29 protein-coding genes and 1 pseudogene are annotated in these 25,755 nt (G+C 33.8%); 10 read left to right on the top strand and 20 right to left on the bottom strand.

Annotated features, from left to right (window positions below; translation table 11 throughout):
* Positions 1 to 73 precede the first annotated feature (73 nt).
* Entirely contained in the window at positions 74 to 1,282 is a 1,209-nt protein-coding gene (locus ACFVQC_RS14915; RefSeq protein WP_377894162.1) for a macrolide family glycosyltransferase, read from the bottom strand.
* A gap of 413 nt (positions 1,283 to 1,695) precedes the next feature.
* Here ACFVQC_RS14915 and ACFVQC_RS14910 point away from each other — a divergent pair, with 413 nt between their 5' ends.
* From ACFVQC_RS14910 to ACFVQC_RS14900, 3 genes and pseudogenes are all read left to right on the top strand, one after another.
* Positions 1,696 to 2,574, top strand: coding sequence for a nitrate reductase (locus ACFVQC_RS14910; protein ID WP_377898591.1), 879 nt, complete (start codon positions 1,696 to 1,698; stop codon positions 2,572 to 2,574).
* A 24-nt stretch (positions 2,575 to 2,598) separates the two neighbouring features.
* A complete protein-coding gene (locus ACFVQC_RS14905) occupies positions 2,599 to 3,465 on the top strand; it encodes a GNAT family N-acetyltransferase (RefSeq protein WP_377898590.1) in 867 nt (288 codons plus the stop codon).
* A pseudogene (locus ACFVQC_RS14900) lies at positions 3,458 to 3,592 on the top strand (class I SAM-dependent methyltransferase); the annotation flags it as partial. The gene ACFVQC_RS14905 and the pseudogene ACFVQC_RS14900, both read left to right, overlap by 8 nt.
* A gap of 31 nt (positions 3,593 to 3,623) precedes the next feature.
* Here the strand turns inward: ACFVQC_RS14900 and alr are convergent.
* Positions 3,624 to 4,799: an alanine racemase gene (gene alr / locus ACFVQC_RS14895; protein WP_377898589.1), complete on the bottom strand. Its 1,176-nt coding sequence runs from the start codon at positions 4,797 to 4,799 to the stop codon at positions 3,624 to 3,626.
* Between the two features lie 171 nt (positions 4,800 to 4,970).
* On the opposite strand from alr, the gene ACFVQC_RS14890 reads away from it, so the two are divergent.
* Complete coding sequence (locus ACFVQC_RS14890; RefSeq protein WP_377898588.1) at positions 4,971 to 5,432, top strand: DinB family protein; 462 nt, start codon at positions 4,971 to 4,973, stop codon at positions 5,430 to 5,432.
* 7 nt (positions 5,433 to 5,439) lie between these two features.
* Here the strand turns inward: ACFVQC_RS14890 and ACFVQC_RS14885 are convergent, their stop codons facing one another.
* The 5 genes from ACFVQC_RS14885 to ACFVQC_RS14865 all read right to left on the bottom strand — a co-directional run bounded on the left by ACFVQC_RS14885 (position 5,440) and on the right by ACFVQC_RS14865 (position 9,531).
* Complete coding sequence (locus ACFVQC_RS14885; protein ID WP_377898587.1) at positions 5,440 to 6,216, bottom strand: Cof-type HAD-IIB family hydrolase; 777 nt, start codon at positions 6,214 to 6,216, stop codon at positions 5,440 to 5,442.
* 6 nt (positions 6,217 to 6,222) lie between these two features.
* Positions 6,223 to 6,813, bottom strand: a complete 591-nt coding sequence (locus ACFVQC_RS14880; RefSeq protein ID WP_377898586.1) for a histidine phosphatase family protein — start codon at positions 6,811 to 6,813, stop codon at positions 6,223 to 6,225.
* Positions 6,814 to 6,903: 90 nt separating this feature from the next.
* Positions 6,904 to 8,037, bottom strand: a complete 1,134-nt coding sequence (gene spoIIP / locus ACFVQC_RS14875) for a stage II sporulation protein P (protein WP_377898585.1) — start codon at positions 8,035 to 8,037, stop codon at positions 6,904 to 6,906.
* A gap of 97 nt (positions 8,038 to 8,134) precedes the next feature.
* Complete coding sequence (locus ACFVQC_RS14870) at positions 8,135 to 9,100, bottom strand: SPFH domain-containing protein (RefSeq protein ID WP_377898584.1); 966 nt, start codon at positions 9,098 to 9,100, stop codon at positions 8,135 to 8,137.
* A gap of 2 nt (positions 9,101 to 9,102) precedes the next feature.
* Positions 9,103 to 9,531, bottom strand: coding sequence for an NfeD family protein (locus ACFVQC_RS14865; RefSeq protein ID WP_377898583.1), 429 nt, complete (start codon positions 9,529 to 9,531; stop codon positions 9,103 to 9,105).
* A 275-nt stretch (positions 9,532 to 9,806) separates the two neighbouring features.
* Here ACFVQC_RS14865 and ACFVQC_RS14860 point away from each other — a divergent pair, with 275 nt between their 5' ends.
* Positions 9,807 to 11,024, top strand: a complete 1,218-nt coding sequence (locus ACFVQC_RS14860) for an MFS transporter (protein ID WP_377898582.1) — start codon at positions 9,807 to 9,809, stop codon at positions 11,022 to 11,024.
* Positions 11,025 to 11,247: 223 nt separating this feature from the next.
* On the opposite strand, the gene ACFVQC_RS14855 is transcribed toward ACFVQC_RS14860, so the two are convergent.
* The 5 genes from ACFVQC_RS14855 to spoIIP (ACFVQC_RS14835) all read right to left on the bottom strand — a co-directional run bounded on the left by ACFVQC_RS14855 (position 11,248) and on the right by spoIIP (ACFVQC_RS14835) (position 15,994).
* Complete coding sequence (locus ACFVQC_RS14855; RefSeq protein WP_377894144.1) at positions 11,248 to 12,723, bottom strand: amidase family protein; 1,476 nt, start codon at positions 12,721 to 12,723, stop codon at positions 11,248 to 11,250.
* A 187-nt stretch (positions 12,724 to 12,910) separates the two neighbouring features.
* Entirely contained in the window at positions 12,911 to 13,357 is a 447-nt protein-coding gene (locus tag ACFVQC_RS14850) for an NUDIX hydrolase (RefSeq protein ID WP_002158140.1), read from the bottom strand.
* Between the two features lie 23 nt (positions 13,358 to 13,380).
* A complete protein-coding gene (locus tag ACFVQC_RS14845; RefSeq protein ID WP_002200752.1) occupies positions 13,381 to 14,121 on the bottom strand; it encodes a M15 family metallopeptidase in 741 nt (246 codons plus the stop codon).
* Positions 14,122 to 14,132: 11 nt separating this feature from the next.
* Positions 14,133 to 14,630, bottom strand: a complete 498-nt coding sequence (locus ACFVQC_RS14840; RefSeq protein ID WP_219918091.1) for a GNAT family N-acetyltransferase — start codon at positions 14,628 to 14,630, stop codon at positions 14,133 to 14,135.
* Between the two features lie 209 nt (positions 14,631 to 14,839).
* Positions 14,840 to 15,994 (bottom strand): stage II sporulation protein SpoIIP, encoded by a 1,155-nt coding sequence (spoIIP, locus tag ACFVQC_RS14835; protein WP_377898581.1) that lies wholly within the window; start codon positions 15,992 to 15,994, stop codon positions 14,840 to 14,842.
* Positions 15,995 to 16,083: 89 nt separating this feature from the next.
* On the opposite strand from spoIIP (ACFVQC_RS14835), the gene ACFVQC_RS14830 reads away from it, so the two are divergent.
* A complete protein-coding gene (locus ACFVQC_RS14830) occupies positions 16,084 to 16,389 on the top strand; it encodes a hypothetical protein (RefSeq protein ID WP_377898580.1) in 306 nt (101 codons plus the stop codon).
* Positions 16,390 to 16,393: 4 nt separating this feature from the next.
* Positions 16,394 to 16,699, top strand: coding sequence for a permease (locus ACFVQC_RS14825; protein WP_377898579.1), 306 nt, complete (start codon positions 16,394 to 16,396; stop codon positions 16,697 to 16,699).
* Here ACFVQC_RS14825 and ACFVQC_RS14820 read toward each other — a convergent pair.
* From ACFVQC_RS14820 to ACFVQC_RS14795, 6 genes are all read right to left on the bottom strand, one after another.
* Entirely contained in the window at positions 16,672 to 17,238 is a 567-nt protein-coding gene (locus ACFVQC_RS14820; RefSeq protein ID WP_033706697.1) for a DUF1572 domain-containing protein, read from the bottom strand. The two genes, ACFVQC_RS14825 and ACFVQC_RS14820, sit on opposite strands and share 28 nt — an antisense overlap.
* Positions 17,219 to 17,548, bottom strand: coding sequence for a chaperone CsaA (gene csaA, locus ACFVQC_RS14815; RefSeq protein ID WP_377898578.1), 330 nt, complete (start codon positions 17,546 to 17,548; stop codon positions 17,219 to 17,221). Before csaA ends, ACFVQC_RS14820 begins: the two co-directional genes overlap by 20 nt.
* 66 nt (positions 17,549 to 17,614) lie before the next feature.
* Complete coding sequence (gene brnQ4 / locus ACFVQC_RS14810) at positions 17,615 to 18,952, bottom strand: branched-chain amino acid transport system II carrier protein BrnQ4 (RefSeq protein WP_483861778.1); 1,338 nt, start codon at positions 18,950 to 18,952, stop codon at positions 17,615 to 17,617.
* Between the two features lie 442 nt (positions 18,953 to 19,394).
* Positions 19,395 to 20,042: a cyclic di-AMP binding protein CbpA gene (gene cbpA, locus ACFVQC_RS14805; RefSeq protein ID WP_377898576.1), complete on the bottom strand. Its 648-nt coding sequence runs from the start codon at positions 20,040 to 20,042 to the stop codon at positions 19,395 to 19,397.
* Between the two features lie 176 nt (positions 20,043 to 20,218).
* Positions 20,219 to 20,863, bottom strand: a complete 645-nt coding sequence (locus ACFVQC_RS14800; RefSeq protein WP_377894135.1) for an HXXEE domain-containing protein — start codon at positions 20,861 to 20,863, stop codon at positions 20,219 to 20,221.
* 8 nt (positions 20,864 to 20,871) lie between these two features.
* The gene (locus ACFVQC_RS14795; protein ID WP_219918087.1) at positions 20,872 to 21,459 is read right to left on the bottom strand and encodes a TetR/AcrR family transcriptional regulator; all 588 of its coding nucleotides are present in this window, start codon (positions 21,457 to 21,459) and stop codon (positions 20,872 to 20,874) included.
* Between the two features lie 350 nt (positions 21,460 to 21,809).
* Here ACFVQC_RS14795 and ACFVQC_RS14790 point away from each other — a divergent pair, with 350 nt between their 5' ends.
* The 3 genes from ACFVQC_RS14790 to ACFVQC_RS14780 all read left to right on the top strand — a co-directional run bounded on the left by ACFVQC_RS14790 (position 21,810) and on the right by ACFVQC_RS14780 (position 24,698).
* Positions 21,810 to 22,697, top strand: a complete 888-nt coding sequence (locus tag ACFVQC_RS14790; protein WP_377898575.1) for a hypothetical protein — start codon at positions 21,810 to 21,812, stop codon at positions 22,695 to 22,697.
* 209 nt (positions 22,698 to 22,906) lie between these two features.
* The gene (locus ACFVQC_RS14785) at positions 22,907 to 24,214 is read left to right on the top strand and encodes a hemolysin family protein (protein WP_377894132.1); all 1,308 of its coding nucleotides are present in this window, start codon (positions 22,907 to 22,909) and stop codon (positions 24,212 to 24,214) included.
* Position 24,215: 1 nt separating this feature from the next.
* Positions 24,216 to 24,698, top strand: a complete 483-nt coding sequence (locus ACFVQC_RS14780; protein ID WP_377898574.1) for a DUF456 domain-containing protein — start codon at positions 24,216 to 24,218, stop codon at positions 24,696 to 24,698.
* A gap of 24 nt (positions 24,699 to 24,722) precedes the next feature.
* On the opposite strand, the gene ACFVQC_RS14775 is transcribed toward ACFVQC_RS14780, so the two are convergent.
* Together ACFVQC_RS14775 and ACFVQC_RS14770 are read right to left on the bottom strand one after the other, a co-directional pair.
* A complete protein-coding gene (locus tag ACFVQC_RS14775) occupies positions 24,723 to 25,343 on the bottom strand; it encodes an NAD(P)-dependent oxidoreductase (protein WP_377898573.1) in 621 nt (206 codons plus the stop codon).
* A 226-nt stretch (positions 25,344 to 25,569) separates the two neighbouring features.
* Positions 25,570 to 25,749 carry a hypothetical protein gene (locus ACFVQC_RS14770; RefSeq protein WP_377894128.1) on the bottom strand — a complete coding sequence of 60 codons (180 nt, stop codon included), beginning with the start codon at positions 25,747 to 25,749 and terminating at the stop codon, positions 25,570 to 25,572.
* Positions 25,750 to 25,755: the final 6 nt, after the last annotated feature.

Here is a 25,755-nt window from a genome sequence, read left to right as displayed (position 1 = left end):
TTATGTAATTTATTTAAAGGCTAATACAAGAAACACACTTACAGATTAAAAGTAGTAAGTGTGTTTTTAACATCTACTTAAGCTTTGAAAACGGCTTCATTTTTAATTTAAATATTTCCTCAACCGCTCTTTGATACCCACCACCATTTCGAAGCGACTTTCCAACCGTACGACTATTTTCCTTAAACGTCACATCACACATTACTTTCTTTACAGTTTCACGTAACAATTCAGAAGTTAATTCGTTACGATTAAGTCTTATGCCTGCCCCTACTTCATTTAATCGTTTCGCAACTAATGGCTGATCTCCTGTTACCGGAATTACAACTAACGGAACACCGTAATATAACGCTTCACTCGAACTATTCATACCTCCATGTGTCACGAATACATCAGTATGTTGTAAAACTTCTAATTGTGGCACATAATTATACAACTTAAAGTTATTCGGAATGTTTTCAAATTGATTTATATTTATCTTTTTACCAACGACTAATACGACCGTCGCATCTACATCTTTAAATGCTTCAAAACATTTTTCATACAGGGCAGGTTGTTCATTAAAAACTGTTCCCATAGAAATGAAAATCACTTTTTCATCTTTTAAATCTTCAATAGGAAAACTGCCCACTTCTTTTCGAGTAGCAATTGATGGACCAACAAATTTATACGATTCATCAAATACATCCGAATGTGGCTGATATTCTTTGGAAGTGTATACAATCGTAATATCGCCAGGATGATTCATAATATCATACAGACTATTACATTTCATTCCATACTGCTCTTTCCATTTTTCCATTCCCACTACACAAGATTGGTATAGTGGATCAGTTTCATCTATTTGTCTCGATTCTTGCTCATCATTAAAAGTAATGTACTGATTAAAAGCAAAAGTCGTACAAGAAGAAACGCTTGGTAATTGTGAGATATTCGCTATAATACGTCCTACTGGAAAATGATTATCATATATTAAATAATCGTACTTTTCTTCTTTTGTTTCTTCTACAATTTGAGTAACAATACGTTCTGATGCTTTTATCATATGAGATAACATCGTTAAAGGACTACCACCTTCATTTACTCGTTCCATAATATTAATTTGAGAGAGAAAATTTTCAAATGCCCGAAATTCAGCACCTGTTGCTTCAACCTTTTTTCTGTAATCTTCAATACAATATGACACAACTGTTTCCCCGCGCCGAATTAGCTCACTAACAACTGCTAGCGTCGGATTAATATGGCCTTCTCCAGGAAAATTTATTACGAGTACGTTCGCCATAACATTCTCTCCTTTCCATCTAACAAAACTTAATAATTAATCAAGTTAATTAATTTAAATCTATTATAAAGGAATCTATTCTACTTCTTCATATGTTTCTCTTCATTTTATTATTGAGAAATATTTTCTATATCCCGCACTATTACGATTACAAAAGCTTATAAATGAATACTTATTTCCCCTTTTGCTCGCCATATCCTATTAAATACGTACTTTACATTCAAGCATTTTTACACGTTAATCACCCGAATAATTATTTTGATAATTCATACAAAACTAGAAAAATATAATTTCCATTCTAATTTCTCACTATAAATTTATTTATGTTCTGTATTATCCCCTATCATTATCCACGTAGTACATAATCTGTTATATAATTAATTTATAGAATTCACAGAAAAAGGAGGGGTTTTATGCTACAACAACTATTCACTTCTCCAATCCTATCCGCCCAAGCACTACATCCAGGCTATGAAGACCATGCAAGCGACGTGTTTCTCGTAAAAACAGCGGCTGAAGAAGTTATCGTTCGCTCTTCAAAAATGACTGAAGAGCCAAACAATGATTTTTGGTTGGGATGCCAAAACCTATTTGGAATTGATCCAAGAAATGTACATCATTTAGAAACGGTTCACACATTATTGAAAAAGCATACTACCTTACCCATCCCGACTATTTTGCAAAAACATGTTTTAAATGCACGAGAGTATGTTATCGTCGAAAAACTAACCGGAAGTACACTGCAATCATTTATCGGTCAACCTGACTCTATTTTATTCAGCCTTGGAAAAGGACTAGCAGAGATTCATTCATTTAAAGCTAATATCATAGGAAACCCTTCTGGTGCTTTCCAAGTTCCACTAGAAGAATTTAAATCTCACATTTTAAAAGTAAGCAAGAACCTTGTAAATATGTTTTATTCCGATAATATGAGTATACATAACGCATTTCATACTTTTGAGTCACAGCTCTCTTCCTTGCCGTCACCGAAGGAATCTACACTTGTTTTAATTGATATGGATCCTACTCAGTTTTTATCAGATGGAGAATCTATTACTGGTTTAGTAGATACAGAGGCTTATGCAATTGCCCCACGAGAGTTTGATTTTATTGGATTAGAATATGTACTTACTGAAAAAGAAGCACATACCTTTAAAAGAGGCTATGAAACAATTATGCCTATTCCTCATTTAGAACAATGTAGACAACCTTATCGATATTTATTCCGTTTATTATCTGTTCAAGGTAGTGTGGAATTAGAAAAGTGGTTAAGTCACCCATCCTATTTTTAATATATGATTGAGAGGGCCCATGAAATGAAAATTCAAAAAAAGAACTTTTTAGTTGAAAATGAAATACAACAGCTGAAAGATTTAGCTCATATTTGCGGACAACACGATCAAATTGATTACTCGTCAGATTTGCATGTCAACTTTTTAACTGCCCGTAATAAAGAAGTGGTAAATGATTTTCTATTTTATGATGATACTCAATTAATCGGTGCATTAAGTATGTACGACTTTGAGAGACCTACAAAACTGGAGTTAATAGGGTTTGTTCATCCGAACTATAGGAAACAACATATAGGCGCTACTCTTTTACAAACTTCCATTAAAGAAATACAAAAAAGAGAAGCAGATGAAGCACTTCTTATAATTAATGGTGACTCTATTTCAGGGAAATCATTTGCAAAACAAATGAACTTGCCTTATTTATATAGCGAGTACGGTATGGAGTTCGAAACAAACGAAGTACAAAAAACAATGAAAAATAATATTAATCTTACCGTTGCATCTTCTGAATTACTTCCTGATCTTATAGAAACCGCTAGTGAAGCTTTTGGAGATTCGGCAGCAAATACATACACATGGTTACAAAAAATGATGAAGTCACCTTCTCATCAAGTTTACATTGCTCTTATTAATGAAAAAGCAATTGGAACGATTACCGTTACTGAGCAAGAGCAATCTACTACACTATCAGGATTCGCAGTTCATCCTTCTTATCAAGGTAAAGGATATGGTAAAGATATTCTTAGTTATATGGTACATACCCTTATTACAGAAGGAGTTTCAACAATTGAATTAGACGTCGAAACGAAAAATAACAATGCTTTAAAACTATATACACAATGTGGTTTTGAAATTATGACAAAGTACGATTATTATGGATTGTTGGAATAGGAGTGATTTTTCTATCGAGGAAGCATGTTATTTTAGAGACGAAATTATTACCTCTTTAAAATCTGTAGGATGTAACAATATACAACTACACGGTATAAATAGAACATTTTTCATTTGTCAAAAATAAAAAAACTGAATCATATCGATTCAGTTTTTTCTTATTTTTTTCTTAATATATTTACAACCGCAGTCGTTTCATCATTTTCTTTATAAACACGTGGAATTCTTCTGTCTAACATACATGTAACTTCATAGTTAATTGTACCTAACATATCAGCTATTTCTTCTACTGCAATCTCTTCTTCACCTTGTTTGCCGTAGAATACAACTTCGTCTCCTACTTGTACTGGCATTGCATTTGTAACATCTAGCATAAGCTGATCCATACAAACACGACCAATAACAGGTACTCTAACTCCATTAATTAAGGCCTGCCCTTTATTAGATAACTGCCGATTATAACCATCAGCATAACCAATTGGTACAGTTGCAATCCATTCTTCACCCGTTGTTACATACGTATTTCCATAGCTAACACCACGATTTTTCTTCACATGTTTAACATGAGCTACTTTTGATTTTAAAGACAACGCTGGCTGTAAGGAAGCAACTGTATGATCCACTTCTCTTGAAGGATACATACCGTAAATTCCAATACCGACACGAACCATATTTTGAAATGTGTTACTAAGTTCCATTGATCCTGCACTGTTTGAACTATGAATATATGGAAAATGAATTCCTAATTCTTCCGCTGTATTTACAGCTTTCTCAAACAAACTTGTTTGCATATTTGTATAAGTTTTATCTATTTCATCAGCGGTAGAGTAATGTGTAAACATCCCTACTACTTCTACATATCGCATACATTTTAACTCTTCAAAAAACGGTTTAACTTCTTCTTCCTGTAGACCAATACGGCTCATTCCTGTATCAATTTTCACATGAATTCGCACTTTCTTTTGAAGATGATTTGCAACTTCATCTATACCATGTAAATCTTCTACTCTATAAACAGTCATCATAACGTCATATTGAATTACATCTTCTACAGCTGCTACTGGTGTATAACCTAAAATTAAAATCGGTACAGTGATTCCAGCTTCTCTTAATTCAATTGCTTCGTCTACAAATGCAACTGCAAGTTGGTTTATTCCTGCTTCAATAGCCGATTTCGCAACTTCAACTGCTCCGTGGCCATATCCATTCGCTTTTACAGCAGCCATCATCGTAATATTTTCATCGTTTACATGTTTTTTAAATTCTTTTACATTATGTTTTACGGCATTTAAGTCAACTTCAACAATTGTATCTCTTCCATATTTCAAACTCATTGGTCTAACTCCTAACTCAATAATTGCATTCCATTCTATTTCACGTTTCATATGACCTTTTACAATATAATACTTTTCATTATGCTAGTCAAACTACTAGAATTTTCAGAATTTTTAGTATGATATAATACCCTTAAGAAATTATTATATACGGAGATGAGGAGAATTACAATGTTTGTTCAATCTGCATTGCATCAACTACAAGTTGCTGTTGATACTTCTATTCAAATGCTTAACCAATATAATGAAGATGATTTAAAAATACAACCAATTCACTCGAAGCGATCAGTATTTGAAATGTGTGCACATCTTTCTCTTATTTGCCCTGCTGATTTTCTCATATTAAATGGTACTACGGAAAAAGAGTTACAAACCTTTTATATAGAGCATACACCTGAAACAATTACTCAAATGCAACAAACGATGATACAAGGGTACGATTTACTTTCTAAAACTTTTTTATCCTATTCCAATGAAGAATTAGCGGAAATTATGACTGCCTATTGGGGTGTTTCTTACTCTCGATTTGAATGGTTGCTTGAAATTATTGCCCACGTCTATCATCATCGTGGGCAAATTCATACTTTATTATGTGAGCACGTTAAAGATCCTAACATACCTTTATTTCAATAAAGGTATGTTAGACGACATTAAACTTCTCTAAGGCAAATAATATGCCACCTTCACTTGATTTCTTTGTAACGTAATCCGCCTTTTTCTTTAGCTCTTCTTTACCATTCTCCATCGCAATCCCTAATCCTACATACTGCAACATCTCAATATCATTTCCACCGTCGCCAAAAGCAATCGCTTCTGATTTACAAATGTTTAAATGCTCCAATACCTTTTGAATAGCCGTTAATTTTGATACTTTATTATCTTCCAACACATTCATAACGTAACCATGAAAACGTTCAAACGTAAGTGCTGGATATCTTTCAAAGAATTTTTGAGCTTCTGATTCATCAGCATACAGACATACACAATAAACCTCTTCTAACAAGTTTCTGACTTTGTCAGGATACTGCTCTACATTTAACGTTTCGTTTAGTGCTCGTATTACACGTTCATCTTTCGAGGCAACACCATTCATAGCAAATTCTTCTGTAAAATAAGAAACACTGTGACCATGTAATTCAGCGAAATTTGAAATATCATGAACAATTTCACTAGAAAGTACCGATTTATGTATAACTTCTTCATTACACTTTATATGTGCACCATTTGCAGAAATAAACGTATTTATACCCAGCTCTTTAAATTGTGAGCATAAACTATATGGTCTCCCTGTTGTAACAACTACGTGAATTCCTTTATCTATTAACCCTTGTATCGCTTCTTTTGTGCTTTCATGCATACTTCTATCAATCTCGCTTAACAACGTACCGTCCACATCGAAAAATACAACTTTGTACATAGCTACTTACATTCCATCCAAATGATTTGTTTCATTTATAAAATGTACAGTTTTCTGTTTATCTGTAAGTTCAATCAAACTAATTCCTGTATCTCCCATTTTAAAATAATAGTCCATTGAAATTGGCATTTGGAAAAATGCACGTAATATACTATTTATTACACCACCATGTGCAACGATTGCAATCCGGTCATATGTATTCTCTGTCACGATTTTAGAAAAGATTCCTTCGATTCTCATTCGAAATTCAATAAATGATTCCCCGTTTTCAAAACGATCATGAAGATACTTTGGCTCTGGATATTTCTTCGCTTCTTCAAATGATAAGCCTGCTTGTACTCCATTATTAAACTCCATTAATTCCTCTTCTAATTGAATTGGGCAACCAATTGCTTCCGCTAACGTTTCACCAGTTTCGCGAGCACGTTTTAATGTACTTGCCCAAATGAAATCTGGCGGGAAATCCTTTTTCACTTTCTGTACAAGTCTTTGAACTTGTTGTCTCCCCTTTTCTGTTAATTCAAAGTCCGCTCGTCCTTCATGTACATGTAAAATGTCAGCTTCTGATTCTCCGTGTCGTATTAGTAGTATTTGCATGTTTATCCCACTCCTTGTTTAATATTCACAAAATTCTATTATATCATATTTTAGGATTTCAAAAATAAAAAAGGACCGGTTTCCCGTTCCTCACCCATTCACTTTCTCTGCATCATTCCAATAATACTTACTAAACGCTTCCGTTAATACATCAATTGTGTTATATAATTCATCTAACGTATTATCCACACCACCAACTTCAATTAACATCGCATTTTTAGATAAATCTTGGTTATAAACGCCATTTCCATCTTTTTTATACTTCGGAAAAATCCCTCTACTTAATCCGTAATAGTTTTCATCTAAATAACTATTGATTGCTCTTGCAATTTTTTCATTTTCAACACGTCCTTCATTTTCCATCCCAATTATAAAATATAACCTTGCATACGATTTGCCGTTAATTACTTTTGTTGTTACTTTCTTGCGCTGGTCATCACGATGTATATCAATCGGAAACGCAATTTTATTATTTTGTGCTAATGCTTCTTTTACATATCCATGAGATGCTGTATACGACTGATACCATTTCCATTTTTTACTCGCTAATAAATCCCCCATATTCGTTTTATCATGAATTACCGGAATTCCTTGTCCTTCAAGTTGCTCTTTCATACGTTCTCCTAGTAAGGATACATTTACATCTGGACTTGATGGATCGGTAGCCCCTGGTAATAACGGAAAGAAGGATTCCCAGCTATGTGTATGATAAATGTATACTGCGCTTTCTCCTTTTTTCGTTCCGTTCTTTTTCTGGATTGGATTATTCTTTTCCGCTTCTGTAACTTTATCTTTTGCTACTTCTCGCTCTTTCGTTACTTCTTCAATCGGTACACTAGATTCATTTGGGATATTCGTAAAGTTTGTCCCTTCCCCAGCTACGATAATATTCGAGTAATACTTTGACATACCAGGTACTTCTTTCCCGACAAATGTTCTTAAATCTTTTATTTTCAAATCTGTCGCAATAGAGAACATTAAATTCCCAACTGATTCTCGTTTATTTTGCTTAAAATAATCAAATCCATAATAGCGATTCTCACTTTCTATCATTTGAACAAAACCTTGCATAGATACTTTTCCAAACCATTGATTCGCATAATTCGATTTCATTGTATGTAAAAGTGACGTCAAAATCGACGCAATAATAATTACTATTAGTGCATATAAAAAGAGTAACGAAACTAGTTTTTTCCCATGTATATGAGTTGCATACTTTTTCACTGTATCACCTTCTTTATACATGGATATGTACAAGCCTTTCGTAATATACGCACAAAAAAGAGAAATGGCATCCCATTTCTCTTCCTCGCTCGTATAGTTATTTTTCTGTATCTGACGAAGGTAATTTCTTCACTTGTTTCTCTTTAAAAATTTCCCCAATCGCACCAAGAGTACCAAGTGTTTCAATTGCATTAGACGGAATAAAGACTTTATTGGCTGGTCCTTTTGCAACCTCAATCAATGATTCAAATGATTTATAAGCAAGTACGCGCTCATCTAAATCTGCTGCGCGAAGTAATTCAATTCGATTTTGTTCTGCTTTTGCAATTTCCTCAATCGCTCTTGCTTCCCCTTGCGCTTCTAATTCTTTCGCTTCTCGTATACCTTCAGCCTCGCGGATACGGGCTTCTTTATCCCCTTCAGCCATTAAAATTTTACTTTGTTTTTCTCCTTCAGCACGAAGGACTTTGTCTTGTTTTGCTGCTTCAGCTTCTAAAATGATCGCACGTTTATTACGTTCTGCTTTCATTTGTTTTTCCATTGATACTTGCACATCTTTTGGTGGGTTAATATCGACTATTTCGACACGCTCAATACGAACGCCCCATTTTTCTGTCGCTTCATCAAGTGCTAAACGAATTTCTGTTGAAATTTTTTCACGGCCTGATAATGTTTCATCAAGCTCCATTTTACCAATAATTTGACGCATTGTTGCAGATGTAATATTACGAACACCATATTCATAGTTTGAAATACCATATGTCGCAAGCTCTGGTTCAACAATTTGATAGAAAATAATTGTATCAATTTCTACTTGTACATTATCTTTCGTAATTACCTTTTGTGGTGGTACATTCGTTTGTTGAATACGTAAATCATGATATACACGAACACGATCTACAATTGGGATTAAAATATTTAATCCTGGGTGCATAATCCGTTGAAATTTACCAAACCTTTCAACAACCCCAACTTTTTGCTGAGAAATAATTTTAATCGTCAATGCAATAAATACAACGACAATCAATGCGAAAATAATCGTTAACGTTAATGCTACTACCATATTTATTCACTCTCCTTTTTCACTTGTAAAATAGTACTATGCCTCTTTATAACAACGACTTTTTCTCCAGCATCAATAGGAGTATCCGAAATAGCTGTCCAAGTATCTCCATCCACTTTCACAATACCGTTCACTTCGATTGTAATCGTTTGCATAACAATTCCCTTTTTACCAACAAGTTTATCTACTGTATCAGTAAAACCTTTTGCTTCTCGAAAGTTTTTTGAAATTCTTTTCGTAAAGAAAGTCAATGTTAAACTTACAATCGCCCCAACAACAACTTGTAAGAATAGTGCATCAGGAGCAAACAAAGCAATAAGACCTCCGACAACAGCTCCAATTCCAAGCCAAAGCATGTAAAAAGTAATCGACAACATTTCTGCAATAAATAAAATACCCGCTATTATAAACCAAATCACCCATCCAGCCATATGCAACCCTCACTTTCTTTCTCATTTTCTATATGTATATGAAGAAAAGAATGGTTTATCCGCCCTTTCTCATAGAAGGGCGTTTGCTACAAGCTATTATATATATTCGCTGTTACAACAAGCATTAATAAAATACTATATCAATATATTCTTCATTATACATGAAAATCCCTTTCAAAAAATGACAAAAAATTTAATTCTTTCAAAAATATATTTTTCAGATTATAATTATTCTAACTAAAAAACCATTATTTTTTTGGAAGGTGGTATTCTTATTGCCGAAACGCTCACTAGCTTTCTATTTAGGCTCCAAAATGTGTATTATCCTTGCTGACATTGTATACATAATGATTATTACAACTCACATCTATATCACAACTAAATCAGCTACAATTACTGCTCTTTTTCCATTATTACAAGTAATCACAAATCTTATCGCGAACACATCTGCACCACTTATAATGAATCGTTTTCCATCTTATGCATTGCTATATACTCTGCAATGGATTAAAACAGCTCTTTTAATATTGTTAATGCTATTATTTCCTATTCTATCAACAAACATTTCTGCTCTTTTAACTTTTGTTATTTTCATTTCATTATGTAGTGGCTGGAGTGCGCCTTTACTATACGCCGTTATCCCGCGCTTAACACCACAAGAAAAATTAGTAAAAGTAAATAGTGTCTTTTCCTTTTCAACACAAATTATACAAGCCGCTGCTTACTCATTTACAAGTATAATTGTTCTTCTCATTGGCGTTACTTCGACACTCATGATTAATAATCTATTAATGATTTTCGGATGTATTATATTACACCTTTCATTACAATCTATACAAGCTGAACGAGTAGCAGAACCCACTTCTTCGAAAACTACTGCTTTATTAGAGGGATGGAAACTGTTATTTCAACACCCGTCTCTACGCACCGTTACACTTATGGACTTAATTGAAACTTTCGCAGGAACGATATGGATCGGTGCTATTACGATGGCATATGTAACTACTGCTTTACATAAAGGCGAAGAATGGTGGGGATATATTAATACAAGTTATTATGTCGGAACATTAATTGGCGGAATATTGGCATGGAGAATGAGTACATATATTCAAAATAATTTAATACGCTCTATGGCGATAGGATCTCTTATGTTTAGCATTCTTACATTTTTATATGGTATGACGAGTAGCGGGTTAATTGCACTATTCCTATGTGTTCTAATGGGTCCATGTTATCAAATTAGAGATATTTCTCAAACGACGGTTTTACAATCCAGCGTCGCGCCTTCTTTATTATCCAAGATGTATACAGCTCATGGTACGCTTCTCTCGACAGCTTCTGGTCTTTCTATGCTTAGCGTTGGAATTATTACAGATACGTTCGGTGTTCGTACTATTTATATCATTGCTTCTTTTCTTATTTTATGTTCTGCTTGTTTATCTTTTAGCTTATTAAAGTATCAGCAAAAACAAAAGAAGGATATTTCCGTTTAACTTAATAGATGGGTATTCCCAAAGTAGAACTTCCAACTACATAGCACCATAGTAAATGAAATTATATGAACGATTTTTAAAATATATCTATCACAACTTACAATATATCAACGATTCGACAAATAACATCGTTTTTTTAACAAAAATTCACAACAATATTAGCTATTAAAAAGAGAAGGCTGTCTCTAAAAATCCATTTCGAGCAGCCTTCTCTTTTTTCCATTTATGATAAATTTGGAACCTTTCTATGCTTTGTCGCTTGTTCAAAAGCATATGCTAGTTTAATTAATGTCCCTTCACTAAAAGCAGTACTGGCAAGTGTAATACCAAAAGGCCTCCCGTTTTTCATATATCCTGCTGGTATTGCTATAGATGGATAACCTGCTTTTGCACATATAGTGGATCCTATATAGGATGGGAACAGAATCGCATCAAGTTTATATTTTTCCAAAGCAAAATCAATACCTTGTCCCTGAGAAAAATATATATCTTCTAATCTTGCGTTTAAATATTCAGGATTTCTTAACGTGTTAGGAAAATCTGTTCTTCTCTCTAACTTAGTTTGTCCATATTTCAAAGCTCTTTCTGCTATATTTTCATTAAACTCTATTAATTCCAACATAGAATGTACTGGAGTGGTAGAAGGTAATTTAGAAAGATAGTTATCTAAGCTATGCTTCAGTTCATAAAGCGGAACTCCCCAGCTCCATTCTCTATGAAAAGATGGAATATCAATATCTTCTACTATTGTCGCTCCCTTACTACGTAAAACTTGAATCGTTTCCTTAAACAATTTTTCATCGTATTCTCCAGATTCATAATATTCTTCTGGTGCATTGCTAAATAAACCAATCTTCGCTCCATTCAAGCCATTAACATCGAGATATTTTGTATAATTCGGCTCTGCCATACCTTCACTTTTATGAGTAGCTACATCTTTCTCATCTACCCCAGTTAAACTCCCTAGCAAAATAGCAGCATCTGTTACAGTTCTAGCAAATGGTCCGGCTGTATCTTGCGAATATGTGAACGGAATAATTCCTCTACGGCTAATTAAACCAACAGTCGGTTTAATACCTACAACAGAGCTTTGAACAGCTGGGCTTAAAATAGAAGCATCTGTTTCTGTACCCACGGATAATACTGTAAAGTTAGCAGCAACTGCAACGGCAGACCCTGTACTTGAGCCACCAACGAACATATCATCCTTGCCCGTTCCATATGGATTAATTGTTTGACCGCCCCTAGCGCTATATCCAGCCCACATTTCAAAAGACATTCCGTTTGCCAACTCTGTCATATTTGCTTTCCCTATTATAATTGCACCTGCTTCACGCAGTTTTGTAACGAGAAATGCATCTTCACTACTTATATTTTGTTCTAGGGCAATTGTCCCTGCACTTGTATGCATAGAATCATTCGTTTCAATATTGTCCTTCAGCAAAACTGGTATACCATGTAATGGACCTCTCACACCTTTTGTCTTTCTTTCATGATCTAACGCTTCTGCAATAAAGATAGCATCTGGATTTATTTCTAAAATAGAATTGATTTTCGGACCATCTTGGTCATACTTTGCGATCCTATAAAGATAATACATGACTAATTCTTTCGACGTTAATTTTCCTTCTTCCATTGCAGTTTGTATATCATGAATTGTTAATTCTTTTTGCAATAATGTATTGAACTGAATTTCCATTTTCATTCTCCTTTTATAAGCCCTTTTATATATGACGTATATCTATTACTTTTTCATTTTCTCCGCTCCTCGCATAAACAACTACAATCCCTTTAAAAGACTTCAACTTACCAGTTTAAAAACCTTTAATTTCCAGAGAAATAAAAAGAGTCTGAAACGAATTCAATATCGCCTCAGACTCTTTTTATTATTTTACATATACCTCTTCTAACAAATGTAAAAACTCGCCTTGTTTACCCGCTAATTCAGGACATTTGTTAATATCAATCCACTCATAACAAAATACTAAACCTTTGTCTTCCTCACCGGCACTTACTATATGTTCCCACGTATCTTTCACATCTGTTAATAATGAAATGTGGAAAAAATGACGTTTTTGATATTCCTTTTTTTCTTTCATATAAATAATGTAATCAGAAAGGAAGCGTTCGATACAAAAATGGCGTAGTCCTGACTCTTCTTGTACTTCGCGTAAAATTGCTGCCTCTAACGTTTCCCCTTCATATACTGTCCCACCTGGCACTTGGATACCAGCCTCTCGTATATCACGATGTTTAAAAACGAGTAGTTGCATAACCCCTTCTTTTTCTCTCGTAATATATGCATGTACCTTTTTCTTATATAACATCGTCATCTTAGCCCTCTCCCCTCAATTCATTACTGCGTTACTTCTTCAAGCGTCAGTTGGTTTTCATATAAATATGTAGCTTGCGGATTCCCAACATACCGTACATGCCACGGTTCATAACGATAGCCGGTAATCCCTTCTTTCTCTTTCGTATATCGAATAACAAAACCAAACTTATGGGCATTTTCAGAAAGCCACTTTCCTTCTTTCGTCTCCCCAAAAACAGTTTCCAACTGAAATTTAGCAGATTGAGATGTAATATCCATAGCTAGTCCTGTTTGATGTTCACTCGTACCAGGGACTGCACTAGACATCGCTGTCTTTGCTTCTCCATCTTGTTTTTTATACATTGTATTTAATGCTTTTTGTCGATCAAAAGATCTAAATCCAGAGACTGCAAAAAGGAAAATCCGCTCATTATCGGCTTGCTGAATCATTTCCTCAAGTGCCACCGCTGCCTCTTTCCTCATCTTTTTCTTCTCCTGATCACCTTCACTAGAATAACGTACTTTCGGAACAACTAAATCTGGCGGTCTATACCCATCTGGTAAACGCCTATTTTTATTCACGAGTACAAGCATCGAATTTGGATTACTAATGACTGCGATATCCCCATCCATATTAGCAATCGTTTCTTTAGCTTTCGGAAATATATTGTTTACATTTACTTCCCGCGCCTCTTGCTCCTTGTACATCTTATAATTTATTCCTGCTACTCCAATGATCAGTATCATTGCTACGGTACCAAGTAGTGCCCATCTTTTTTTCATATAACGACCTCTTATTTTAATAATTTGGCCATTTCATACTCATCGATACCTTTTCCATCGATGATAAGAGCAGATTTTTTGACACCTTCTTGTGCAAATCCAATTTTGCTATATAGTGCCTGAGCTCTTGTATTGTGGGCCATTACCGTTAATTCTAAACGCCATACATCATGTAATCTTGCCCACTTCTCTACTTCTTTAAACAAACTCGTTCCAATACCTCGGCCACTATACTCTTGCAAAATACCAATTACAATGCCTGCCACATGTCTCTTTCTTTGAATATTATTTCCATTAACTAAAATAAACCCTACTATTCTCTCTTCTTCAACTGCTACAAATATTGTCGCATATTCATTTTCTATAAAACGATGGACCATCTTTTCTTGTTGCTCTACTGTAGTTTTTCTTTCTCCTGGTTCGTATAACATAAATTTCGTTTCTTCGTCTAATTGCTTACTTAATTGTAAAAATAGTGCTGCATCTTCTGCTCTAATCTCCCGAATCACCTTGATCACCCTATCCATTTTGTTAGTTAAAAATTTTCCTTGTAAAAAGATTTTCTCCACTATTCCGAAAATTCCTTTTTAAATTCCTTACTATAAATAGACAAATTTCGATATTGCTATAATGATAGGAAATTATGTCTATACTGTGACATGTCTTATTGACCATAACTTATGCTCAAAAAAAATAAACATAAGCTTCTCACTTACGTTTATCCATTCACTTTTTCAGCTTGCCAAAAATATTCTCCAAATGCTTTAGCAAGAGCATCAATTGATCGATTCAATTCTTCATCTGTATTATCTACGCCACCAACTTCAATTAAAATCGCCTGTCCTGATAAGTCTTGATTATAAACACCATTCCCTGTTTGGAAGCCTTTTTGAATAACACCTCGGCTTACTCCCGGATATTTTTTACTAATTGTCTCATGTAAAGCCGTTGCTAATTGTAAGTTTTTTTCATAGTTTTTGTTACCTTTCCCAATTACAAAAGCAAGCTTCGCATATGATTTATCCCCAATTGTCTTTGTCGTGACGTTTTTGCGCGCACTATCACGGTGCAAATCAAAAAAGTATTGGAGTTCTTTATTTCCAGTCATCGCTTCTTGTACAATTTCTCGGGACATTTTATAAGAACTATTACTGTTTAATCCTTTACTTATTAACTTTTGGCCGACATCAGTCTTATCGTTAGTAGCACCTATACCTTCACTTTCCAGTTGTTCCCGAAAACGATCTCCAGCTATTGAAATATTCGTTACAGAACTCGTTGCTTTATTCGGATCTGGGTCATTCGTTAAGTTCAGTAATGGCAAATAAGATTCCCAGCTATGTGTATGATAAATAAATGCAACTTGTCTTTTTCCCGTCGTTTGAGCTGGCTGTTTCTTCTCTTTATTCGGATCAGACTTAGGAACTTGTCCAGTTTCTCCAGTCCGTTCCTTCACTACTTCTTCAAGAGGAACGCTCGACTCTATCGGTAAATTGGAGTAATTTGTCCCTTCACCTGCTATAACGATTTCTGTATCATATTTCCCAAATCCCGGAAGTTCTTTCCCGACAAAACTACGTACATCATCAAAACGAATATTCGTAGCCATCGAAAAAAGGAATGAAGAAATAGAAAAGTCTTGATTCAAATTCCGGTACTCCTGTGTAAAATAATGATTCTCTTTCCCAATAACGTACATGTAACCATTCATTGATAACTCATTTAACCAATTATATAAATACGTTGACTTCGTCTCTTTCATAGAAGTAACCATCATACTAATAAGAAAAAAAGTCGCCAATACCGTAGTAATAACAAATAAAATTAACTTGCGTACACTTGTTAATTTCACATAAAAAAAGCCTCGATTCATACTATCACCCTCTCTATTTCAAGTTATGTACAAGCTCTAGAGAATAGACCGCTTAAATTTCGGCTATATTGTTAATGAGGTGAAATGAATTGAAGCTACTAATAGGAGCATTACCAATCGCTCTATCAATTACTTTTTATTTACTTGGTTTACATCCTAAAATTCGTATTGTGCTACATATTTTCGCATACTTAGCACTATATGTACTCGGGACAATTATTTCTATGAATATATATGATGTTTTAATACAAAATTTAGTTTTCATGACAAGCATTCATGGAATTTTACTAAATCCACTTTTTCTACTTGCAGGAGCATATATAGGTATATACACTTTGTACTTAATTTTGTCTCACATTATTATGAAACTAATGAATATAAAAAATGGAGCGTAACGAAATGCAGCCACCATTCATTTGTCATAAATGTAAAAAAAGAATAGCGAGAAAGAAAGATCTTATTACCTCTACATGGCATTTTCGCTTTTATTTATTTCACAACACTTGTTTCAAAAATCAGCAATTATTTGTCTCACGTTTTATTCCTATAAATACACTTTTTGGTTTTCTTCTTAATATATACGGGCTTATTGCTGGTAGCATTCTAATGTTCACGGAGCCATCTATCGTTTGGCTTATTTTTTTGCTTCCTATTTTATATCGTTTTTTTTCCTATTATTACGTTGAACGTTTTTTCTCTAAATAACTAGTAGACTGCCCTCTAGGAATGCTTAAACACTCCCATTCATTTTCTTTTAACATTTTACCAATGTAGATAATTTGACCAATATGTAAAGCATAATGAGAAATTTGCCTTTCGATCGCTTGCATTACAGTGTGTGCTTCTCCGCGAATGTATACTGTCTTCAATAGGTGTTCTGGCGTTATAGTATTCATCGTTTTAAAAACATGTTCCCACCCTTCTTGCCACGCAGCGAGAGCTTCTTGTTTTGAATTGTAGCCGCCTTCAAATTCACCATCTCGATTACGATCTGTTTTTTCACCATCGGACGTTAAAAAATCCGTCCATCTTGAACGCATATTACCATGCAAATGCTTAATAATAATCGCAATACTATTTGTCTCCTCATGAGAAGACCACATTATCTGTTCATAAGATAATTGAGAAAGTACTCGTTCTCCCTGGTTTTGTGTTGTTTTGAAATTCGAAATTGCACATTGTAAATATTCTCGTCCGATATCCAAATTAACACCTACCTTCACACTAACTAATTTTCGTTCCATTCGGTAGATCCATATTAGGCTGAAGTAAAACAACATCGTCAGCTTCAGGAACTCCGCCAAGCACAAGTACTTCCGATTTAAATCCTGCCACACGCTTTGGTGGGAAATTCACAATAGCAACGACTTGTTGACCGATTAAATCTTCTGGATTGTATCTTTTCGTAATTTGAGCACTTGATTGCTTAACCCCTAACTCTCCAAAATCAATCTCTAACTTAATTGCAGGAATCCTTGCTTCTTTAAATTCCTCCGCCTTTCTTACTGTCCCAATACGCAAATCCAAAGTTAAAAAATCTTCAAAACTAGCCATTTTATCAATCCTCCCAATTATTACTTAGACAAAACATAAAAATCCCCTTTAAAAAAAGAAAGGCGCCTAGGCACCTTTCTTTTGTAACTCACTTGATTCATTTGATTTATAGAAGAAGAAACCGAGAACCCCGCCAACACATGCTGGGATTAACCATCCTATTCCTTCTTTATATAATGGTAACATTTGTAGTACATTTGAAATTGCGTCAATTTTTATGTTCGCACTTTCTAAGCCATTAAATAAACTAATTGACAATGCACCTAATATTGCACCAATATAAATTGTATTACGCTTTCCAATCCATTTATGGAAATATGAAAGTACGATTAATACAATTGCAACTGGATAAATGATCATTAACACTGGTAAAGTTACTGCGATTAATTGTGTCAATCCTAAGTTAGATACAATTAAACTAAATACACATACTATTGTTACAATCGTTTTATGTGAAAATTTCGGGAATAAGTTTGTAAAGAAGCCAGCACAGGCAGATGCTAATCCAACCGAAGTCGTTAAACAAGCAAGTGTAATAACAAGCCCTAATAAAATTTTCCCACTCGTTCCATACAACTCATTTACAACATTCGTTAATATAAGACCACCGTTCTCTGAAACACCAAGTGATGTACTTGTTGAACCTAGATAAGCAAGTGATAAATATATTAACGTTAAACCTATTACAGCAATTACTCCTGATACGACTGTTATTTTTGCGATTTGTCCGCTCTCTTTTATTCCTTTTGAGCGAATAACTTGTACAACAACAATTCCAAACACAAGAGCACTAATTGCATCCATCGTTAAATACCCTTGAATAAACCCACCAAAGAAAGCATTTTCTTTATAAGCAGCGAGTGGTGCAGCCGGTGTTCCAATCGGATCAATAATTGCCTTTCCGACAATAACAGCAACTATTAATACTAACAACGGTGTAAGGAACTTTCCAAACCAATCAACTAATTTAGATGGATTTAATGATAAATACCACGTTACTCCGAAGAAAACTATAGTGTAAAGGAACAGCATGTACCATTCTGAAACCATTGCTTCTGATAAAAACGGCTTCATTCCCATTTCAAACGAAACAGCTCCAGTACGCGGGATCGCAAAGAATGGTCCAATTGCTAAATAACTAACTAGTGGAAAAATAAACGCAAATATAGGGTGAACTCTAGAAGATAGCGCTTTCAAGTCCCCCTCTACAAACGCGACAGCTGTGACAGCTAATAGGGGTAATCCGACTCCCGTTACTAGGAATCCAATTGTAGCAATCCAAACATTTTCTCCTGCTTGTTGACCTAAAACTGGTGGAAAAATTAAATTTCCTGCTCCTAAAAATAATGCAAATAACATTAAACCGATTGCTAACGTATCACCTGGCCTTAATCGTCCCTTCATTTCTTTCATTTGCATAGCACTTTTTCATTGTTTTTCTCTATTCTCACAATATGCTATGCATCCTCCTCTCTGTTCATAATCATAAAATATGCCCCTTACAAAGCAATGTCTTTCTCCATAATTTCTCCATTCCCCTTTTAATTACTCCAAATAATAAATTTGATTTTTTTGAATATTTAAGTTATTAGAGTGTTATAACGTGGAGTTTAGTTGTCAGACCTCTTTGTTTTTATCACACATATAGTAACATATTTGGTTGAAAAATAAAAACATATTTTTAAATAGAATTTTTTGAAAATCAAAATTATCCACACATACCTCCTTTATTTATTCTATTACACAAATTTTTTTAGAAATTTAAGATTTTTACATTTTATTATATTTGAATATTTTTATACGAAAGAAAATGAAAGCCATCAAAAAATAAGATGGCTTTTACTTGTTACTCTATCGTTTCAACTTCACGTGGATTATTCATCTCTTCAACATACACAACTCTAAATCCATGATCTTCTAAATCCTTTAGCAATGTTTCTAATTCACTATCTTCAAACTCTTCTCCCAATGTAAACATTATTCTACGTACTAATAAAGCATCATTATCAAAAGTCATTAAGCTTTGAATACCAGTGTATTTCTTTAGCACTGTCGATAATTTTTGAATGGCCCCATTATAATCTTGTGTTCCAATCATGACAGAATATTTACTAGAATGGACTCCCCATGCATCTTCTAATAGTTCAAAAACTTTTTTATGAGTTAAAATACCAAGGAAGACCCCTTCTTCATCAACTACTGATAAATACGGTAGTTTTTTAATTGTAAAAAATACTTTAAAGAAGGAAGAGTCTTCTCTCACGTACCCATTCTTATCGTTCAATAATTGTAATACATTATCTTCAAGTGAACCTTTATATTCTAAAATATCTACTTTGTATACATTCCCTAAAAACTTCTCTTTTTTTTCATCTAAAACTGGTACACAACGATACCCCGTCTTATTTAAATGCTCCAGCGTTTCCCCTACCGTAATTGAACTTGAGCAAAACAAAACTTCCCTCTTTGGCACATAATTCCCTTTAATCCTCATAAAAAAAGCCTCCTTATGCTAAAATACTTTCTGTGCCATAACTATATTATATTTTCAGAAAAAAATAAATATATTATTTTATTTTTCTGAAAATTATTCTTTTTTCCGTCATAATTTATTCATTAATCATACACTTGTACTCTCTTCAGCATCAAAAATCCCTTCTGAATTCTGGATCACTTTAATGCATCATTGTACGGACCTAATTGCTTTTTAGAAAAATAATGATTTGTCTCCTTACTTTTCATTAACATATTTCCTTTTATAATTAAAAAATAGGTAGCTACTAGAAAATAGATCAGCCCTAATATCCAATCCAAATTTGTAGCTAGATTGTGTAAAAGAACATATCTCATATATGCATAACCAATCGGAACATGTAGTAATACAACCGCACCTAATCCCGGATTGTATATTGTTTTAGCTTTTATATTCGCAAAAATACCATGCCATATGAATTGAAAAAATCCCATTAAAATAGGTGCCATCCCAAGCCATATTATATTTTGAAAGAAAACCGGAAGTAAATAAAAAACATATGCAATCAAAATATTTATTACCATAGCAGATTGCGTATTTAATGGATAGCGATCTGGTATATCACTTTTAAATATAACTACATTAAACAGACCAGCGAAATAACCTGGCCAACGATACTCTTCAAATTGATGCACTAAAATGGCCACAAAACTTAACGCTAACAGTACTTTCATTTCACTTATTTCTCCCAAATTCGCGACTAAACAAACAACGACAACAATAGCCACAACTAACCCTACATCACACCAATGCTTTCTAATAAAACTAATCATCTCTATCACCCACTATCTCAATTTTTATAAAAATAGCGTTCAAATAGGAAATCAATCTGTTTTTCTACAGGCAGTACTCTTATATCTGCCCCTGATTCAAGAATTGGCATCATTAATGCTGGAAGAAAAATAGATCCAAATATTTGCACTGTCATCATCATTAAAATTTCCTGATCCGTTTCATTTGTTATTTCACTCAAAATATTCTTCACTTTACTAAAACCTAGCCTCTTCAAAAAATCTCCATATTCGTATTGAGATGTAAATACCGTAGTTCCCATTGCAATAATCTTCCTAACTAACTCAGGATATTGCCGAATTACTAGTACATAATCAAATAAAAATATTTTTAATCTTTCTTTCGCTGGCACTGTAATATCATCTAAAATAGAAAAAGTGCCTTGAAAGCTAATTAATAAGACTTTAATCGTCTCACTAATCAACTTTTCTTTTGAACCAAAATGGTAATTTACAAGCGCAATATTTACATCTGACAATGCCGCAATTTTCCTTATCGTTATACTTTCGAAACCTTCGTTTTTAATTAACTCCAATGTTGTATTTAAAATCTTTTCTTTCGTTGATATGTTTTCATTTCCCCTCAACTTATCTCCCCCTCTAGAATTTATTAGTTAAACAATGATTTAAACACTGTTTAACTTTATGGTATCACCTTCCAATTTTAAAAATCAATTTAATTCTTTCGACTTTTCCCTACATTTTTTATCATTCATTCCATACAAAAAGCGTAAAAATGCTAAAATGTTCATGCTTTTTGTATTAGTGCTGTTATACACCTTCTTCTGCTTTATATCTCACACATATAATAAATTTCTAAAAATAATTTAAAACTATCCATATACCAATACGTAAAGAAAAATATGTTGTAACTTCATCCGAAAAAAGCTAAAATAAGAATAAGAATTTTCTGAATATTCAAAGAGCAGGTGATTGAATGTCCTTATTGCGCTCACATATATGTAAATTTATAGCCGGTGTTTTGATTATTTTTGTCATAAGTCCTCTTCCAGCATTATTCATTACACATAATTATTCCTACTCAACTGGATTTGTAAGCATTTTCCATAATCTAATGCAGTCTTCTTCCATTTCAATTCCAACAATTGATTGGATGCATGAACCTATCCTTTTCTCAGCAAATCAGCTTATACATACACAAAATATAATACATACCTCTAACCATTCGTCACCACTGTTCCCCTACATATGGGAAATATATTTTTTATCGATCGTTCGTTTCACATTCACTCTTGTAATCGGTTTCTTTATAAGTCTAGGAATTGGCCATCTATTTTTAAAAGCACCAAACTCATTAAAAAAGTGTAGTTCTTTATTTCGCTGGATACCGTATTCTTTTGGCACTGTGATATTACAATGTTTAGTCCTATTATCACTTCTCTACATCGCGAAATTCATAAAGTTTCCTTTCTTCTCCTCTTTTATCATCGTATGTAGCACTTCTATGATAATCGTTATGCAAGCAATTAAAAAATGGCTACCGTTCTTAAATACTACTAATGAATACGAAATAAAAAATTCATCTTTCCTTGTTGATACGTTATTTATTGCGCTTACTTCCAATCATAAATCTATTTTGAGTTCCATTATTCTTTCATTCGTTTTTATGGAATGTATTTTTCATACAAATGGACTATTACAATTTATCGTCCAATTTGGCAAAAATGCACCTATAGTTGTCACAATTGGTTTATTACTACTTTATATTCCATATAGCATCTTATCGTTTCTCCAAGCTTTATGGACAACAAACTACCCTAAACAGAACACGTATACTTTAACTAGAAGTATTTCGAAACCATAACATAGAATAACCGTCTATTTAAATTAAAAGTAGACGGTTATTCCTATTATATAGAGGACAAAATAACAGCAAATTAAAAAACTACTATAGAAACCTACCAATATTTGCCCATTTTCTTTGACTAATCTTTTCATTTGGATTTATTATAAAAGTATAACATAATTGCAGGAGGTGACATCTTTATTCCAAATTAGGAGTAAAGAACACACTTGGACATATTAAATATTTTTCTCATCTTTATACTTATCCTTATTTCTGGTTTTTTCGTTGCTTCAGAATTCGCTGTCGTAAAAGTACGAAAAAGTCGAATTGACCAGCTTGCAAATGAAGGTAATAAGCAAGCATTGGCTGCAAGAAGCGTTTTATCTAACTTAGACGTTTATTTATCCGCTTGTCAGCTTGGCATTACTATCACCTCTTTAGGACTTGGTTGGCTTGGTGAACCAACTGTGGAACATTTACTGCGACCATTATTTGAAAAAATCAATATTACTGGAACAATGGCTAACACGTTATCCTTTATTATTGCTTTTAGTGTGATTACTTTTTTCCATGTTGTATTAGGCGAGTTAGTTCCTAAGTCTTTCGCAATCCAAAAAGCAGAGGTAATCACATTAAAATTTGCAAAACCACTTATTTTATTTGATAAAATTATGTATCCGTTCATTTGGCTTCTCAATAGTGCAGCTATATTTTTTACAAAATCACTCGGTTTAGAGCCTGCGAAAGAAAATGAGCTTGCTCATTCTGAAGAAGAATTACGACTCATTTTAGGTGAAAGTTATAAAAGCGGTGAAATCAATCAAACCGAGTATAAATATGTTAATAATATTTTTGAATTTGATGATCGAGTTGCGAAAGAAATCATGGTTCCTCGTACCGAGATGATTTGCTTATCTACTGAAAATACGTTAGAAGAAAATATGGATATCGTCGCAACTGAAAAGTATACACGCTATCCTATTATTGAAAAAGATAAAGACGACATAATTGGGATGATAAATACGAAAGAAATATTTCACGATCAAACAAAAGGAAATTATAAACCACTTGAATCGTACATACACCCAGTTTTAACTGTATTTGAAACAGTTCCCATTCGTAAAACGTTAATACACCTCCAAAAGAACCGCGTACAAATGGCGATTGTTATGGATGAATACGGTGGAACTGCTGGCCTTTTAACGATGGAGGATATTCTTGAAGAAATTATCGGAGAAATTCAAGATGAATTTGACGCAGACGAATCACCGATGATTGAAAAGCGTACTCCTAAGCTTACTGTTTTAGATGGGAAAGTACTCATTTCTGAAGTAAATGATATGTTTGGCCTACATATCGATGAAAGTGATTTAGATACAATTGGTGGTTGGCTTCTCTCTCAAGCAATCGATTTAAATATTGAGGCTGGCTATTCGGTTGAATATGCTGGTTTTCAATTCAAAGCATTAGAACTTGATGGGCATCAGATTAAAAAAATTGCTGTACATAAATTAGATACTACAAAGGAGTTATAAAGTGACTGTTTTACTAACAATTTGTATCATTGCTTGTTTCATTGTTTCATTTCTTGCCTTTATATACCCCATTATTCCTGGCATCCTTGCCGTATGGGCTGGCTATTTCATTTATCATTTTGGAATAAATGGCGGAGAGTTGACGACATCTTTTTGGATTTTTCAAGTCATTTTTACACTCTTCATTTTCGTTGCTGACTTTATTGCAAATGGATACTTCCTAAAAAAATACGGAAGTACAAAATCGGGCGAACGTGTTGGTATGGTTTCTATCATTGTCGGATCGTTCTTCTTCCCGCCATTTGGTCTTATTATCATACCGTTCTTATCTGTATTTATTACGGAACTAATGCATAAAAAGGCGCCAAAAGACGCCCTTTTAGTCGGAATTGCAACTGTAGTCGGTTTTTTAAGTAGTACAGTAGCCAAAGCCATTCTCCAAATCATTATGATTATCATCTTTGTATGCTATATCATTTTTTAGCCATCCCTATTTTGGGATGGTTTTTTAATATGAAATACCTGCTCGGCTTTTCTCGTATAAGCTTTTATTACGTAAACTCCATGTAAAATGAGCTGTATCACCAACTGTGATTTTCGATCCATCTGTTGGCAACATATCTTTTTCAGTTCGATATACACCTGTTACATCACCATCTATTAAATGCGTCGGACAAACAACAGTCCAACATAGTTTACTATTATTCAGCGCTTCATAAGCAGCTAAGTGATCTTCCGCAGCTGTTGTCATTTTTCTTTTCGATTCTTTTGATTGGAAACGATATATACTTGGGTTTATTCGCGCTTGTAAAATACCAGCCGTTCCTATTGTAACAATTTTCTTTATGCCCTCTTCTTCCATTTGTTTTATAATAATCGGTACACTCTTCTCTAACGTCCCATTTCGATCAGTTCCAAGAGCACTAATTACAATATCACATCCTTTAATCGCTTCCTTTATATCGTCTCCGTTTAATACATTTCCCTTAATAACATGCAACCTTTCATGCTCTGTTTCTACTCTACTCAAATCACGAACTAATACCGTTACTTCATATGAATCTTGTAGTGCCAATTTCATAATGTGTGATCCTACTCTACCTGTCGCTCCTAATATACATACTTTCATATACTATCCCCTCTTCAGTTCTTTCTCTCTATTTTTCCGTAAAACATACAAATATACAACAAAAAAGCTTCCTCGTATATGTGAGGAAGCTCTATTATCCATTTATCCCGCATTAACGGGCAGTAAATTCGGCGAATGCGAGGAAGTTACTGCCCGTAAATGCCCGATTGGTGAGGGCTAATAATCAGTGGGGATGGACAAAACCCCCACTGATTAAAGTTTCACTTTATTTCTTTTCTTTCGAATCAGAAGACTTGTCTGTTCCGCTTGTTTCTTTATCTTTCTTTTCATTTTGCTTTGTTGTTGTGTCATCCTCTTTCTTTTTATCCTCATCTTTACTACAACCTACCATTAATAAAGAACTTGCAAGTGCCATAGCAGTTAATGACTTAACCCATTTGTTCATTTGCGT

Source organism: Bacillus sp. NPDC057893 (assembly GCF_042796455.1).
Lineage (GTDB): Bacteria > Bacillota > Bacilli > Bacillales > Bacillaceae_G > Bacillus_A.
The sequence above is the reverse complement of the archived record's forward strand: the minus strand, read 5'-3'. Positions and strand labels throughout refer to the sequence as shown.